We start from the raw sequence: 15058 nt of genomic DNA, 5'->3' as shown, positions 1-15058 counted from the left end.
CATTGACGACTGGAGCCACCTCGCAACTCAGGAATCTTGTGTTTTTTGCATGTCGCAATTCGCAACTCAGCCAGTGATGAAAGTGCGCAAACCCTGGTTGGCACTGCTGGCATTGGGTTTTGGCATTTCCTGCGGCGGTTTGGGGGGCTGGATGCTCCACCAGCGCCAGGAGTCGCGCATGCAACAGCGTTTGCAGCTCAGTGCCGATATGGCGGCGCGAGCCCTGGAGCAACGCCTGGGTAGTTATGACCGTCTGCTCGTCAAGCTCGCCGAGCAAATGGCGAGCAACGCGGATGCTGGCCAGCAGGTGTTTGCCCAGCATGCCCATGCTCTGCTCAGTGAGGATAGTCTGGTGGGGCTTCAGGCCCTGAGTCTGACCCGCGCAGTGACTGCGGAGCTGCACACCGATCTTGCACGGGATTCACAGGCCTTCGAGGTTTCCTACGTCTGGCCGCTGATAGGTAACGAGGCACTGGCGGGAAGCAACGCGCGTCAGCCGGTGGCTGCATTTCATTCCCTGATGCAGGCATGGAACTCTCGCCAGATGTCGGTGTCGGCTCCATTCCGCTTTCTGCAACTGCCCGATAGCCCCAGGGGCGTGGTGTTGCGGGCTCCGTTGTGGGCTGCAGAAGAGGAGGGGGGCACCACCGCTATCGGGAGATCTTCCGGAAAGCCGCTCGGAACGCTCAATGCAGGGATCCGTCTGGGCGAATTTGCGAGGGGACTGGTTCCGGCCAACCTCTACCCTCAGGTAGCATTCAAACTGGTGGATCTCAGCCCAGCCGATCCATCGCCAAAGGCCGGTGGGGACCACAAGAGACTGACCACGCCGCTGTCGATGCTTGCCGGCGGTTCGGAGGTTTTGTTCACCGGCTCGCTGTGGGCGGAGGCGGAAACCCATCCTGAATTCGCCTTGATCAAGCCTCTGGAGCGGCAGATACAGGTGTATGACCGTATCTGGTCGCTGCAGTTCAAGCCCGCGCTCAGCACTCAGAGAAGGCTTGAGGAGAGGTATCTGCCCTGGCTGGTGCTGGGTCTGGGCCTGCTGGCGGGGCTGGTGTTGGCCGCCTGGGTCTCGGGCTGGTGGCAAAGCCGCTGGAGCTGGAGTCGGCGCCTCAAGTTCAGTGCTCAGGCCCGCCAGGAGAGCGATGCGCGCTTTCATGCCATGTGCGAACAGGCTGCTATGGGCGTGGTCGAGCTTGATATCGCCACGCGCAGCATACTCAAGGTCAACCAGCATTTCTGTCGGTTGCTGGGCTACGAGGCCCGGGAGATTCACAGACGCAGCGTTCTGGAGCTGGTCATGCCCGAAGACCAGGTGCACTGCGCGCAACTGCTTGAAGGACTGGACCTGCAGCAGTTCCAGCACAATGCGGGCGAGTTCTGTCTGCGTTCCAAGGGGGGCGCGCCGGTCTGGGTTGAGCTCAATGCGTTTCTGACCGGACGTCATGAATCCCGGCGCCTGCAGGTGCTGGTGCAGGACATCAGCGGGCGCAAGCGCCTCGAACAGATGGAGCGGTTGGGTCATCAGCAGTTGCGCAATCTCATGCAAAGACTTCCGGTGGGTCTGGTCATGGAGGATCTGGATGGACGCCTGGTCTACTGGAACGAAGAGTTTCTGCGTCTGGCCGGTCATGGGGGCAAGCCCAGCGTATCCACCCATCAGTGGTGGGAGCGCATGTTCCCCGATGCCGCTGAGCGCGAGCGCATCATCCAGCGCTGGGAAGTCGCCAAGGCTCAGGCCCGCGGGACGTTGCAGCTGCGCCAATCCGAGCGTGTCGATGGTGCGGAGGCTCAGTGGGACGAGCTCGCCACCGAGGCGTCGGCTTGCACGGTGTCTGCGCAGACATTGATGCTCAGGGGGATAGACGGTCTGCGCCGTCCTGTCGCCGTCAGTGCCGTGTTGCAGGCCGAGGGGTGCTTGATGGTGCTGCAGGATCAGAGCCAGCGCATGGCAGCCGAGCAGGAGGTCCGTCGTCTGGCCTTCTACGACGCCCTGACTGGTCTGCCCAACCGGCGCCTGCTGGCTGATCGGCTGCAACAGGCTCTGGCCGTGGCCCAGCGCAAGGCCCATTTTGGTGGTGTGGTGCTGCTGGATATCGACAACTTCAAGGCCTTCAACGAGACCTATGGCCTGGATCAGGGCGATTTGCTGCTGCAGTCGATGAGTCAGCGCATCCGTAGTCTGCTTCCTTCAGGGGCAACGATTGCCCGTCAGGGCGGCGATGATTTTGTGCTGCTGATCGAGGACCTTGGCAGCGATTCAGTGGCGGCTGCCGCCAGGCTGGAGCAGCAGGCCGACCAGTGGCTGAGCCGCTTGCGTGAGCCCATAGAGATCGGTGGCATTTCGCGCTCAATCACCGTCAGCATGGGCCTGAGCCTGTTTGGCGAGCCAGAACTGACGGGTGAAGAAGTGCAGCGTCGTGCTGAAATGGCCATGTACCAGGCCAAGAGCCAGGGGCGCAATGTCAGTTGCTTCTTTGATCCCCAGCTGCAATCGGCGCTGCAGGAGCGCCGTACGCTTGAGCAGGACATGCGTGCCGGTCTGCAGGCCGGTGAGTTCGAGCTGTTCTATCAACCCCAGGTGGAAATGGGCAAGGTGATTGGTGCCGAAGGTCTGCTGCGTTGGAAGCATCCCGAAAAAGGCTTTGTCCCTCCTGCGCATTTCATTCCGCTGGCCGAGGAAACCGGCATCATCCTGCCCCTGGGCGACTGGGTGCTGCAGGCCGCCTGCCAGCAACTGGCAAAATGGGCCAAGCATCCACGTTATGCGCAACTGGTACTCTCGGTCAACGTCAGTCCCAAGCAGTTCCACCAGAGCGGCTTTGTCGAGCAGGTGCTCAAGGCGCTGGCCGAGCATGGGGCCGATGCGCGTCGGCTCAAGCTGGAACTGACCGAAGGCATGCTGGTCTCCGATGTGGATGACACCATCGCCAAGATGATGCGTCTGAAGTCCTACGGCTTAGGATTTTCGCTGGACGACTTTGGCACCGGCTATTCCTCGCTGTCCTATCTGAAACGGCTGCCGCTGGACCAGCTCAAGATCGACCGCAGCTTTGTGCGTGACGTTCTGACCGATCCCAATGACGCGGCCATTGCCCGCACCATTGTGGCTCTGGCCAAGAGTCTGGGTCTGCATGTGATCGCCGAAGGTGTGGAGACGCAGGCGCAGTGCCGTTTTCTCGAAGGCATACGCTGCTATGCGTGGCAGGGCTATCTGATGAGTCCTCCCGTGCCCGTCAGCGAGTTCGAGAGCCTGGTCACCAATGGCAATGTGCCGGGATCTCCGACGCCGGCTCTCAGCCCGGTGTCCATGCGCTGAGGCAGTTGCGGTCTCTACAATGCCTGCTTTTCGCTGTGTGAGAGTTCGAATTGCCTGAAATCAAGACCTTGCTGCTGTTTGCCTTGACCGCCGTGGCTGAGATCGTGGGCTGCTACCTGCCCTGGCTCTGGCTCAAGCAGGGCGGCAGTGCCTGGCTGCTGCTGCCCGCTGCGGTCAGCCTGGCCTTGTTTGTCTGGCTGCTGACTTTGCATCCCTCGGCCTCTGGTCGTATCTATGCGGCCTACGGCGGCATCTACATCAGCGTGGCGCTTCTGTGGCTGTGGCTGGTGGATGGCATCAAACCAAGCGCCTGGGATATGGGTGGGGTGGCCGTCTGTCTGCTGGGGGCGGGTCTGATCGCTTTTCAGCCGCGCGCCTGAGGCGTTCGCTGCTCTCTTATCTGGTCGGAATCCCCCCCAATCCCTTGCCGATCCAGCGCAGGCAGCTATGGTTTGCGTGTATGCAGCAATCTTGGCTGACGAGGGGGCAGGCCGCGTTATGATTCCCGTCTGTTGACGGTTGCGAGCAAGAACAGGGCTTTTTCAAGTTTTGCGTTTGTGCAACCGCTTTTGCCGTTTTTCTTTCCCAATCACAAGCCTTTGCTGGCCAGCCTCTAGACCGACACCGACACCGTGCGCCTGAATTCCATCAAGCTCTCCGGCTTCAAATCCTTTGCCGAGCCCACCAACTTCATTCTGCCGGGGCAGATGGTCGGCGTGGTGGGGCCCAACGGTTGCGGCAAGTCCAACATCATGGATGCAGTGCGCTGGGTGCTGGGGGAAAGCAAGGCCAGCGAGCTGCGCGGCGAGTCCATGCAGGACGTGATCTTCAACGGCACCACGCATCGAAAGCCTTCCAGTCGCGCCAGCGTGGAGCTGACCTTCGACAACAGCGACCACCGTGCGGGCGGCCAGTGGGGGCAGTTTGGCGAGATCGCCGTCAAGCGCGTGCTCACGCGAGAGGGCAATAGCAGCTACTTCATCAACAACCAGCCCGTGCGTCGTCGCGACGTTCAGGACGTGTTTCTGGGCACGGGTCTGGGACCGCGTGCTTACGCCATCATCGGCCAGGGCACGATCAGCCGCATCATCGAGTCGCGCCCTGAAGAGCTGCGCCTGTTCCTCGAAGAAGCGGCCGGGGTTTCCAAGTACAAGGAGCGTCGTCGTGAGACGGAAAACCGCCTCTCGGCCACGACCGAGAACCTCACCCGTGTGGAAGACATTCTGCGCGAGCTCAATGCCAATCTGGACAAGCTGGAAAAGCAGGCCGAAGTTGCGGCCAAGTACAACGGCCTGAACGCCCAGGTCACGCTCAAGCAGCACCAGCTGTGGTTCATGAAGCGGGCCGAGGCCGAGGCCGAGCAGGACCGCGTGCGCATCGAAGGCCTCAAGGTCGTCAACGAGCTCGAAGAGCGCATGGCCGATATCCGCAACAACGAGAGCGGACTCGAGACCCTGCGCCAGTCGCACTACGACGCCAGCGATCAGGTCAACCAGGCGCAGAGCAAGCTCTACGAAGCCACGGCCGAGGTCGGCAAGCTGGAGGCCGAAATCCGCTATGTGGTCGAAGGCCGCCAGCGCGTGCAGCTGCGTCTGCAGCAACTGGCCGAGCAACTGCTGCTGTGGAGCAGCCGCAGCGAAGAGGCCCAGGGCGAGATCGAGAACATCGAAGGTGCGGGCATGGATGCCGAAGAGCAGGCCGAGATGCTGGCAGCCCAGCTCGAGGAGCAAAGCACCCGCCTGCCCGATCTGGAAGACTCTCTGCACAAGGCGCAGAAAGCCGATGCCGAACAGCGCAACTCGGTGGTGCAGGTGCAGCAGCAGATTCAGGTGCTGGCCGCCGAGCAGCGCAGTCTCGATGAGCAGCGTCGCCAGTTTGAAACCCGTTATGAGCGCTTACGGGCCGACCGCAATGCACTGGAAACGCCGGACGAAGCGCGTCTGAACAATCTGCAGGCGCAACTGGCCGAGGCGCAGGAGCTGGCCGAGATGGCCGATGCCGTCCTCAACGAGCTGCAGGACAGCGTGCCGCAGCTCGACGAGGACCGGCGCGCACGCCAGCAGGCCGTGAATGCCGAAAACAGTCGTCACGCCGACCTGTCGGCACGGCTGGATGCGCTCAAGGCCTTGCAGGAAAAGGTCAAGACCGATGGCAAGCTTCAGCCCTGGCTGGCCAAGCATGGGTTGGACGGCATGCAAGGCCTGTGGAGCCGCATAGCCATCGAGTCGGGCTGGGAAAATGCGCTGGAGGCCGCACTGCGCGAACGCCTGGGTGCGCTGGAAGTCGGTCGCCTCGACATGGTGCGCGGTTTTCTGGGCTCGGGGGGGCAGGATGCTCCGCCGGCCCGGCTGGCCTTCTTCAGCCAGGCTCAGGCAGCCGGCGCCCCGTCAGCTTCGCGCTTTGCGCGTCTCAGCGATCTGCTCAAGATCAGTGACGCCGGCCTGCGCGCCGTGCTGGTGGACTGGCTGACGGGCTGCTATACCGCGCCCACGCTCGACGAGGCCCTGGCCAAGCGCGCCGATCTGCAGGCTGGCGAGACCATTTATGTGCCCACCGGCCATGCGGTGACCGCCCACAGCGTGACCTTTTATGCGCAGGACTCCGAACAATCGGGGCTGCTGGCGCGGGCGCAGGAAATCGAGCACCTGGAAAAGGAGGTCCGCGCCCAGGCGCTGATCGCCGATGAATCGCGTTCGGCTCTGGTGCGCGCCGAAAGCGCTTATGCCGATGCTTCGCAGCGTCTGGTGTCCGCACGTCGCGAAGCGAGCGAGTCGCAAAGTCGTGCCCATGAGCTGCAGGTCGAGACCTTGCGCCTGTCTCAACTGGCCGAGCAGGCGCGGGCACGCAACGCGCAAATTTCGGCGGATCTGTCCGAAGTCGAAACCCAGCTCTCCGATATCGAAGAGCGCAAGGTCGCCGCAGAGGCACGCTTTGAAGAGCTGGACATGCAGCTGGCCGACAGCCAGGAGCGCCATGCCCAGCTGGGAGATCGCGTGCTGGAGGCCGAGCGCCGCCTGAACGAATCGCGCGAGCAGTTGCGCAGCCTGGAGCGTCAGGCCCAGGAAGCGACCTTCTCGCAGCGCACGCTGCATGCTCGCCGTGCCGAGCTGTCACGTACCATCGAAACCGCCAGCCAGCAGGCCAAGTCCCTGGCCGAGGAGCAGCAGCGCGCTCAGGACGAACTGGCAAGACTGTCTGATGCCGCGGCGCAGGGCGGTCTGCAGGATGCTCTGGATCTGAAGATGCAGCGCGAAAAAGACGTCGCCGAGCGCCGCAGCGAATATGAGGATCTGACCAACAAGCTGCGTGCCAGCGACGAGCGCCGTCAGAGCCTGGAAAAGGCACTGGACCCGCTGCGTCAGCGCATCACAGAATTCCAGCTCAAGGAGCAGGCCGCGCGCCTGGGTCTGGAGCAGTACAGCAATCTGCTGACCGAAGCCGAGGCCGATCTGGCTGCTGTGGCCCAGTCGATTGCCGAAGGCAATGTGCGCATGCACGGCCTGCAAGGCGAAATCGACCGCCTGCACCGCGAAATCCAGGCCCTGGGGGCCGTGAATCTGGCCGCGCTGGATGAGTTGACCCTGGCGCGTGAGCGCAAGACCTTCCTCGATGCGCAGATGGATGATCTGACCAAGGCCATGAACACCTTGGAAGAGGCCATTCGCAAGATCGATGCCGAGACGCGGGATTTGCTGACCGGCACCTTCGACATCGTCAATCGCCATTTTGGCCGCATGTTTCCCGAACTGTTCGGCGGCGGTCAAGCCAAGCTGGTGATCACCGGCGACGAAATTCTCGATGCCGGGGTGCAGGTGATTGCCCAGCCGCCCGGCAAGAAGAACCAGACCATTCACCTGCTCTCGGGCGGCGAGAAGGCGCTGACTGCGATTGCGCTGGTGTTTGCCATCTTCCAGCTCAACCCAGCGCCATTCTGTCTGCTGGACGAGGTGGATGCGCCGCTGGACGACGCCAATACCGAACGTTATGCCAAGCTGGTTTACAGCATGAGCAAGGGAACCCAGTTCCTGTTCATCAGTCACAACAAGATCGCCATGGAGATGGCTGAACAGCTGATTGGTGTGACCATGCAGGAACAGGGCGTTTCACGAATTGTTGCGGTGGACATGGAGTCCGCCCTCTCCATGGCTGAGCTATCCTGAGCCCGGTCATCCCCCTATTGAAGAACCGTTTTCTCACATGAGTAACTTGCAAATCAGTCTGGCCGTCCTGGGTGTGGTGCTGTTGGCGCTGATCGTTGCCTACAACTCCTGGACTGCGCGTCGCAATGCGCCCAAGCGGGCCGAGCCTGAGGAAGACAGCACAGATCCTCAGCGCCTCGAGCCCGGAATGAACACCGTCGGTCATGGTGCGGACCTGACCAAATACCAGCATGAGCCCGTGCTGGGTGATTTCGGCAAGGCCATTCCCGGTACCGAGCCCCTGCAGATGCCCGAATCCGCAGGTCGCTTTGCCGAAGCCGATGCCGAGCTGGCCCGCCTGGTGGCGCGCGAAGCCCATGAGGAAGTGCAGCGTCAGGAAGCCCTGGCTGCCGCCCAGCACAAAGCCGAGGCGAATGAGGCTGCGCATGCTGTGCAAGAGGTGAACGCTCAGGGCACGGATGCAGCCATTGCTGCAGTGACTGAGCAGGCCGCGCAGGCTGTGGAGCCTGTGCTGACGGACGCTCCTCTGGCCACTTCGATTCCTCCCGCCCCGTCAGTGGAGCGTCGCGGCCATCTGGATGCGCTGATCGATGCGATTGCTCCGATTACCGTGGCCCAGATTGTTCCTGGTGAAGTGGCCTTGCAGGCCCAGCCCAGCACCCGCCGTGCCGGCAACAAGCCCTTTGCCATCGAGGGCATGAACCAGGACAGCAAGCAGTGGGAGCCGTTGCAGACCGGCCAGCGCTATCTGGGCTTTCAGGCAGGTGTCCAACTGGCCAACCGCACCGGCGCACTCAACGAGATCGAGTTTTCGGAATTCGTCACCAAGGTGCAGCGCTTTGCCGATGCGCTGGGCGCCATGGCAGACGTGCCCAATATGCTCAACGAGGTCTCGCGTGCACGCGAGCTCGATCAGTTCGCCAGCGAGCACGATGCGCAGCTGAGCTTTATGCTGCGTGCGCGTCAGGCATCCTGGAGTGCTGGTTATGTGCAGCAAAATGCCCAGCGCCTGGGCTTTGTCATCACGCCCATGCCGGGCCGTATGGTGCTTGCCTCGCCCATCCAGGGCCTGCCGCCCGTGCTGGTGCTGAACTACGATCCCCAGGCTGCCATGGGCGACGATCTGGATCAGTCCGTCGTGCGCGAGTTCCTGCTCAGCCTGGATGTGGCCCAGGTGCCGCGCGGCCAGCAGCCGTTTGCACGCCTGCGCCAGGTGGCGGAGCAACTGTGCCAGACCATGGACGGCGTGCTCTGCGACCAGAACGGCTATCTGCTGCCGGTCTCGGCGCTGGACCCGATTCAGCATGACCTGGAGTTGCTCTATGACAAGCTCGACAGCGCAGAGCTGTCGGCCGGCTCACTTCTCGCCAGAAGGCTTTTCAGCTAAAACAAACAGGGCCAACGATGTTGGCCTTTTTTATCCCGGACCTTGAATTTCCAGCGGGCAGAGCATGACCGAGAATTTAGACCTTTTTTCCGCTGAACCACAGAGCCAGAAGCCGTCGGCAGCTATCAATGCAGGGGTGCCTGAAAGCGTGACGAGCAAGGTCGCGGCATTGCGCGCCCAACTCCATCAATGGGCACATGAGTACTATGTGCTTGATGCGCCCACGGTGCCAGACGGGGAATATGACCGCGTCTATCAGCAACTCGAAGCACTGGAGGGGGCTTACCCGGCTCTCATCACTCCGGATTCGCCCACGCAGCGCGTGATCGGTGCGGTGCTGGACGGTTTGACTCCGGTTCGCCATGCCGTTCCCATGCTGAGCATCCAGACAGAGACCGATAACGAGGCCACGGGTGCCATTGCCTTCGACCAGCGTGTGCGCAAGGAGCTGGGGCTGGATGAGTCCGCTGCTGCCATTGAATATGTGGCCGAGCCCAAGTTCGATGGCCTGGCCATGAATCTGCGCTATGAAAACGGCCGTCTGGTGCAGGCCACCACGCGCGGCGATGGCGAGGTGGGGGAAGACGTCACGCACAACATCCGTACCATTCGCCAGATTCCACTGTCCCTGTCCGCAGGCCGCGATGTGCCGCCCGTGGTGGAGGTGCGTGGCGAGGTGCATATGGCCAAGGCCGATCTTGACAAGCTCAACGCGCGCCAGCTGGCCGCCGGCGCCAAGACCTTTGCCAACCCGCGCAATGCGGCAGCCGGATCGGTCCGTCAGCTTGATTCGAATATCGCGGCCCAGCGTCCGCTGTCGTTCTTTGCCTACGGTCTGGGCGAGATCACACCGCCGGAGCAGGGCGGGCCGGACTTCCGCACGCATTACGCCATGCTGCAGACGCTGAAATCCTGGGGCTTTCCGGTTGCACCGCAAGTCAGTATTGCGCTGGGCGCTTCTGAACTGGTCGCGTTTCACGAGCGCATCGGTGCCGAGCGTGCCAATCTGCCCTATGAAATCGACGGCGTGGTCTACAAGGTCAACAGCCTGGCCCTGCAGCGTCAGCTGGGCTTCAAGTCGCGCGAGCCTCGCTGGGCCGTGGCGCACAAGTATCCGGCGCAGGAGATGTCCACGCTGATGGAAGCCATCGACGTGCAGGTGGGGCGCACGGGCAAGCTGACGCCTGTGGCGCGCCTGGCTCCTGTGCAGGTGGGTGGTGTGGTGGTGACCAATGCCACGCTGTCCAATCTGTTCGACATCCGCAAGAAGGGCGTGCGCGTGGGCGACCAGGTCATAGTGCGCCGCGCGGGCGACGTGATCCCCGAGGTGGTGGGCCGGGTGCCGGGCGAGCGGCCTGTTTATGTGCCCAACTTCCGTATGCCCAAGACCTGCCCCATCTGCGGCAGCGCGGTGGTGCGTGAAAAAGGCGAGGCCAATCACCGCTGCACGGGCGGCCTGTTCTGTGGCGCGCAGCGCAAGGAAGCAATCTTGCACTTTGCTCACCGCCGAGCCATGGACATCGAAGGTCTGGGCGACAAGCTGGTCGATCAGCTCGTGGATGCCCAGGTGGTGCGCGTGTTGCCTGACCTTTACAGACTGGGCCTGAGCTCGCTGGCAGCGCTGGATCGCATGGCCGAGAAATCGGCCCAGAACGTGCTGGCTGCCCTGGAGAAATCCAAAAGCACCACGCTGCAGCGCTTTTTGTTTGGCCTGGGCATTCGCAATGTAGGCGAATCCACGGCCAGGGATCTGGTCAAGCATTTCGGCAAGCTTGACGCCATCATGGACGCCAGCGTGGAAGAGTTGCTGCAGGTCAAGGATGTCGGGCCAGTGGTGGCCGACAGCATTCACACCTTTTTTGCTCAACCCCATAACCGCGAGGTGGTGGAGCAGTTGCGCGCCTGCGGTGTGCACTGGGAGGAAGGTGAGCCGGCCGAGAAGGCGCCTCAGATTCTGGCTGGCCTGACCGTGGTGCTGACCGGCACCTTGCCTACGCTGGGCCGCGATACCGCCAAGGATATGCTGGAGGCGGCGGGTGCCAAGGTTTCGGGTTCGGTCAGCAAAAAGACCAGCTATGTGGTCGCAGGGGCGGAGGCGGGCAGCAAGTTGGCCAAGGCCGAGGAGTTGGGCGTGCCCGTGCTGGATGAAGCTGGCATGCTGGCACTGCTGAGGGGCGAGCAGCCCGGTTGAGTCGACTGTAGAAGCAGCAAGGAAGGCCACATGAACAAATTGCGACGCAAACCCGTGGTGGGGCTGGCCCTGGGCAGCGGCTCTGCAAGAGGCTGGGCGCATTTTGGCGTGCTGCGCGCGCTGCGCGAGGCCGGTGTCAGCCCCGACATCATCTGCGGCACCTCCATTGGCTCATTGGTCGGTGCAACCTACGCGGCCGGCGAAATGGATGCCTTCGAGAGCTGGGTACTGGGCCTGGGCAAGCGCAAGGTCTTCGGCTTCATGGACTTCAATCTGGGCGGCGGATTGCTCAAGGGCGAGAAGATCATCGAGTTCTGGCGCGAGAATTTCGTCCAGGAAACTGTGGAGCAACTGGGAACGCCGTTCGGCTGCGTTGCCACCGATCTGCAGACAGGAGCCGAGGTCTGGCTGCGCAAGGGCTCGATTGCCGAGGCCGTGCGCGCGTCCATCGCCTTGCCCGGCCTGTTTACTCCCGTGATGCGGGAGGGGCGGCTGCTGGTCGATGGCGGTCTGGTCAACCCGGTGCCGGTGTCTTTGGCGCGCGCCATGGGTGCTGACATCGTCATCGCCGTCGATCTGAATGCCGACATCATGCGCAGGCATATAAAGCCCGTGGACATGAGCGAAAGCGAGCTCAACCTGCATGCCCGCGAGCTCAGGGTCTCGCAGTTGCATCTGGAAGAGGAGGAGCCTCCGGTACCGCTGGGCCAGATTCCCGAAGCTCTGGCGGCGAATGGCTCACCGCTCGGCTGGACGGGCGCATGGAAGCGCAGCATGACGAGCGTGAAGACATTGTCCTCATCCGTCATGCGCAGGGGCCGCAAGGGGGAGGGAGATGCCGAGGACGATGCTTCTGTGCCTGTGCCCTCGTTGGTCAATGTGGTCATGGCCAGTGTCAACATCATGCAGATGCGCATCACCCGCAGCCGCATGGCAGGTGACCCGGCCGAGGTGCTGATTGCTCCGCGTCTCTCGCATGTCGGGCTGATGGATTTCTACCGTGGGCGCGAGTCCATCGATGAGGGCTATGCCGCAACCCAGCTGGCGTTGCCTGCGCTCAAGGACTGGGGCCTTTAGCCAGGGGTTGGGGTGCGCGCAGCTCTGGAGTGTCGAAAACGCTGTCTGCTCAGCTGCGGATATAGGTCCAGCCATCCTGCTGCATGCGGGCGATGGCTTCGACGGCGCCCATGGGCAGCACCTGAATATTGTCCGGTGCGCTGATGCCGGCGTTCCTGAGTGTGTTGGGGCACAGCAGCACATTTGCCAGAGCCGGGCCCATATCGTCGGGCTGGTCCAGCACGGCTTGCACGGCCTGGGCGTTGACGACAATCCAGACCTCCAACTCGGGGTTGGCAGTTTTCAGGTTCTTGAAGTTGCCGCGTGCGCGCAGCAGCGCTTGCGTGCTGGGGGCGTGCAGTACGATGCGTGTGCCGGGGCGCAGGGCGGGCAGCAGGGTGTTCCAGTCAGGTCGGCTCATGGTGTTGGGGCAGATTTGCTATTGCAATGGTAGCTGCTTGCAGATTCTGTGTAAGGGCTATACGGCGGCCTGAATCCTAACGTGCGGGCGACTTGGCGGGAGCATTGTCCATCAACTCGTCCAGCAGCCTGGGTGGCATGCCGGTGCGGATCTGCACCAGTCCCTGGGCATTCTTCCAGATCGTCGCGGGTGTGGCACCTAGGCCTGCACTGCTCATCAGCGCGGCGTTGCTGGCCAGTGCATCGCGGGCCGACAGGGGGATGCGCTGCAGTGGTGCGATACCCAGGGCATCGGGATTCTTGCCATGAGCGTCGGCATAGGCCATGGCGTGGCTGGCAAGAGCTTGCTCGGGTGCCTTGGAGGCCAGAATGGCGGCGGCCTTGCCTTCGCTGCTGGGGCGCAGCATGCCCACCAGAATATGGCGCAACTGCAACTGGCCGGCTTGCACCAGTGGCCTGGCATCGCGCCAGAGCTGGTTGCAATAGGGGCAGTTGGGGTCGGTGAACACATAGGCGATGCGGGCGGCATCGGGCCTGCCGTCGCCAATCCAGTGTGTACGCTCCAGATCGGCCCAGAACCCCTGACCCATGGGCTTTTGCACGGCATTGTGCAAGGCTTTGGCGTTGACATCCTTGCCCTGGGCATCAATGACGGTGCCAATCACCCAGTGCTTGCCGTCAGGCATGCGATAGATGGGGATGGGCTGCTGGTCGCGGTAGGCGGCCCAGGCCTTGAGGCCGCCGGAGCTTTGCATGGGGCCCACGATCTGCAGGCCTTGCTCGGCGAGAAACTGTGCAGAAGGCAGGTCGCTGCTTGCCGCACTGCTTGCTGCAGCGCTGCTGGCGGCAATCACGTCGCGGGTATAGGCCACGGCCACCACGGTGGCTGCGGCTGCAGCGAAGATGGGGAGCGTCAGCGCCGCCAATTGGCGTGACAGGAGCTGTAAACGTGGCACGATAAACCTTTGTCCATCTTGAGTCATGGGGCCTGTGTTGGAGGCGCAATGATGCGCAACTGCTCGCTCAGACTGGCGCGGGAGAGCTCCCCCGTGCGAGTGGACCGCAGGCGTCCGTTCGCGTCATAGAAATAGGTGGATGGCAGGGCGCGTTGCTGCCAGTGCTGACCGGCGAGCTGCTCAGGGTCCAGGAGCACCTGGGCTGGGGGGAGAGGCATGGACTGCAAATAGCGCAGCACTGCGGCGGCGTCTTCACCCTGGTTGATCCAGATGAAACGCACGCCTGGATGGTCTTTTTGCGCTTGGGCCAGTACCGGCATCTCGCGCTTGCAGGGCGGGCACCAACTGGCCCAGAGGTTGATGACCAGCGGTTGACCACCGTAGCTGCGCAGATCCGTGGGCTGAGCGGCAGCGCTGACCAGCGTCAAGGAGGGGAGTGAAGACTCTGGAGGCTCAACCCAATTTCGCAGTGTGTAAGCTGCCATCAGGATGAAGGCACCCACGCCCAGGGACTGCAACACGCCACGTGTCAGGAGTGCATTGCTGCGGCAGCTCCAGGCTGCCCAGACAGCCGCTACCAGCAGTCCGGCCCAGAGGTTCCAGCCACCGTCGCGAATATCCAGAATCTGCAACACGCTTGCGGGAGATGCGCTCACGGGCGCCCAGTACTCGGGCCACCATTGCACGACGTATGCCGCGCGCGCCGCCACCAGTCCAGCAAGCGTGGCGTGAAGCAGCAGAGTCTCTACAGGCTGATTGCTTTGCCGCTGCCTGAGTCGCGCCCACCACTGGCTGGCAAGCAATGCCAGAAATGCGGCAAGAGCCATTGTTGGCAGAGCGAGAGGGCCTATCCGCACACTGGCGGGCAAGGCCAGTGCCTGCAAAAAGCCGGGTTGAGCTGCTTCGGTATTGCCTTCGCTCAGGGCTGGAGCCCGGGCATCCGCATTCCTGTCCATGCCTGCTTGAGCGGCGCTGATGCTCTGCTGCTGTACCGGGTAGCAGATGCCTATCTCGGCACAGCCCTGCCATTGCAGCTCCAGCGGCCATCGCGTCGACTGTTCAGGCAGTGCAGCCTGAATGCGCAACTCCCGGTGAAAGACCTGTACATGGCCAAAAAAGGCATCGCTCAGGGTCCGACCTTCAGGAATCTGCAGTGGTATTGGCTGACCTTGAGCATCGAGCAGGCGCAATTGGTCGCGGTAGAGATAGTGGCCTGGAGCAATGTTCCAGCGCAGCTCCAGCAGGCGGCGGCCATCAGCCTCTGTCTTGATGGCGCTTTGCTCGGCGTGGACCAGCTCGAAAGCCTGTTCGGCAGTCAGGACTTCGGGTTGCGCAGCGGGCTTGGCGGCACTCAGGCTGGGCAGGTTCAGCGGCTGTGCCCAGGCAGTCATCCCCGTCAGCAGGACTGAAAGCAAAACTAGGGCTGCGGCAGAGCGAAGAGACATGAATGGTGGTGGCTGAGTGTCTTGGATGAGGCAGCCCCGCATCTTGGATGCAGGGGATTAAGCAGGGGTTAACGCTGCGAAAAGATAAATCTGCGATGCTCGGCCGATTCGGATAAACAAG

General features: G+C 62.5%; 9 protein-coding genes. 6 read left to right on the top strand and 3 right to left on the bottom strand.

Features of this window, described 5'->3' with window-relative positions; genetic code table 11:
* Window positions 1–49 precede the first annotated feature (49 nt).
* From NOX35_RS14910 to NOX35_RS14885, 6 genes are all read left to right on the top strand, one after another.
* Window positions 50–3322, top strand: coding sequence for an EAL domain-containing protein (locus tag NOX35_RS14910; RefSeq protein ID WP_256493786.1), 3273 nt, complete (start codon window positions 50–52; stop codon window positions 3320–3322).
* Window positions 3323–3372: 50 nt separating this feature from the next.
* Window positions 3373–3702: a YnfA family protein gene (locus NOX35_RS14905; RefSeq protein WP_087864405.1), complete on the top strand. Its 330-nt coding sequence runs from the start codon at window positions 3373–3375 to the stop codon at window positions 3700–3702.
* Between the two features lie 252 nt (window positions 3703–3954).
* On the top strand, window positions 3955–7482 hold the full coding sequence (gene smc / locus NOX35_RS14900; protein ID WP_256493785.1) for a chromosome segregation protein SMC: 3528 nt from the start codon (window positions 3955–3957) through the stop codon (window positions 7480–7482).
* A 37-nt stretch (window positions 7483–7519) separates the two neighbouring features.
* On the top strand, window positions 7520–8869 hold the full coding sequence (locus tag NOX35_RS14895; protein WP_087865065.1) for a cell division protein FtsZ: 1350 nt from the start codon (window positions 7520–7522) through the stop codon (window positions 8867–8869).
* 64 nt (window positions 8870–8933) lie between these two features.
* Complete coding sequence (gene ligA / locus NOX35_RS14890) at window positions 8934–11060, top strand: NAD-dependent DNA ligase LigA (RefSeq protein ID WP_256493783.1); 2127 nt, start codon at window positions 8934–8936, stop codon at window positions 11058–11060.
* Between the two features lie 30 nt (window positions 11061–11090).
* On the top strand, window positions 11091–12137 hold the full coding sequence (locus NOX35_RS14885; RefSeq protein WP_182283035.1) for a patatin-like phospholipase family protein: 1047 nt from the start codon (window positions 11091–11093) through the stop codon (window positions 12135–12137).
* Window positions 12138–12186: 49 nt separating this feature from the next.
* Here NOX35_RS14885 and NOX35_RS14880 read toward each other — a convergent pair whose 3' ends face one another.
* From NOX35_RS14880 to NOX35_RS14870, 3 genes are all read right to left on the bottom strand, one after another.
* Complete coding sequence (locus tag NOX35_RS14880; protein ID WP_182283034.1) at window positions 12187–12537, bottom strand: hypothetical protein; 351 nt, start codon at window positions 12535–12537, stop codon at window positions 12187–12189.
* Between the two features lie 76 nt (window positions 12538–12613).
* A complete protein-coding gene (dsbG, locus tag NOX35_RS14875) occupies window positions 12614–13492 on the bottom strand; it encodes a thiol:disulfide interchange protein DsbG (RefSeq protein WP_256493781.1) in 879 nt (292 codons plus the stop codon).
* A gap of 23 nt (window positions 13493–13515) precedes the next feature.
* Window positions 13516–14883, bottom strand: a complete 1368-nt coding sequence (locus NOX35_RS14870) for a prolipoprotein diacylglyceryl transferase family protein (protein WP_256493779.1) — start codon at window positions 14881–14883, stop codon at window positions 13516–13518.
* Window positions 14884–15058: the final 175 nt, after the last annotated feature.

Source organism: Comamonas sp. C11 (assembly GCF_024496285.1).
Classification (GTDB): Bacteria; Pseudomonadota; Gammaproteobacteria; order Burkholderiales; family Burkholderiaceae_C; genus Comamonas; species Comamonas testosteroni_F.
Note: the sequence above shows the minus strand (reverse complement) of the source record. Positions and strands in the feature narration are given on the sequence as shown.

Bases quoted from the DNA above. Each gene is read 5' to 3' on its own strand.
- NOX35_RS14880 (WP_182283034.1), bottom strand. From the start codon at position 12,537: ATGAGCCGACCTGACTGGAACACCCTGCTGCCCGCCCTGCGCCCCGGC.
- NOX35_RS14885 (WP_182283035.1), top strand. From the start codon at position 11,091: ATGAACAAATTGCGACGCAAACCCGTGGTGGGGCTGGCCCTGGGCAGC.
- NOX35_RS14895 (WP_087865065.1), top strand. From the start codon at position 7,520: ATGAGTAACTTGCAAATCAGTCTGGCCGTCCTGGGTGTGGTGCTGTTG.
- ligA (WP_256493783.1), top strand. From the start codon at position 8,934: ATGACCGAGAATTTAGACCTTTTTTCCGCTGAACCACAGAGCCAGAAG.
- NOX35_RS14870 (WP_256493779.1), bottom strand. From the start codon at position 14,883: ATGACTGCCTGGGCACAGCCGCTGAACCTGCCCAGCCTGAGTGCCGCC.
- NOX35_RS14910 (WP_256493786.1), top strand. From the start codon at position 50: ATGTCGCAATTCGCAACTCAGCCAGTGATGAAAGTGCGCAAACCCTGG.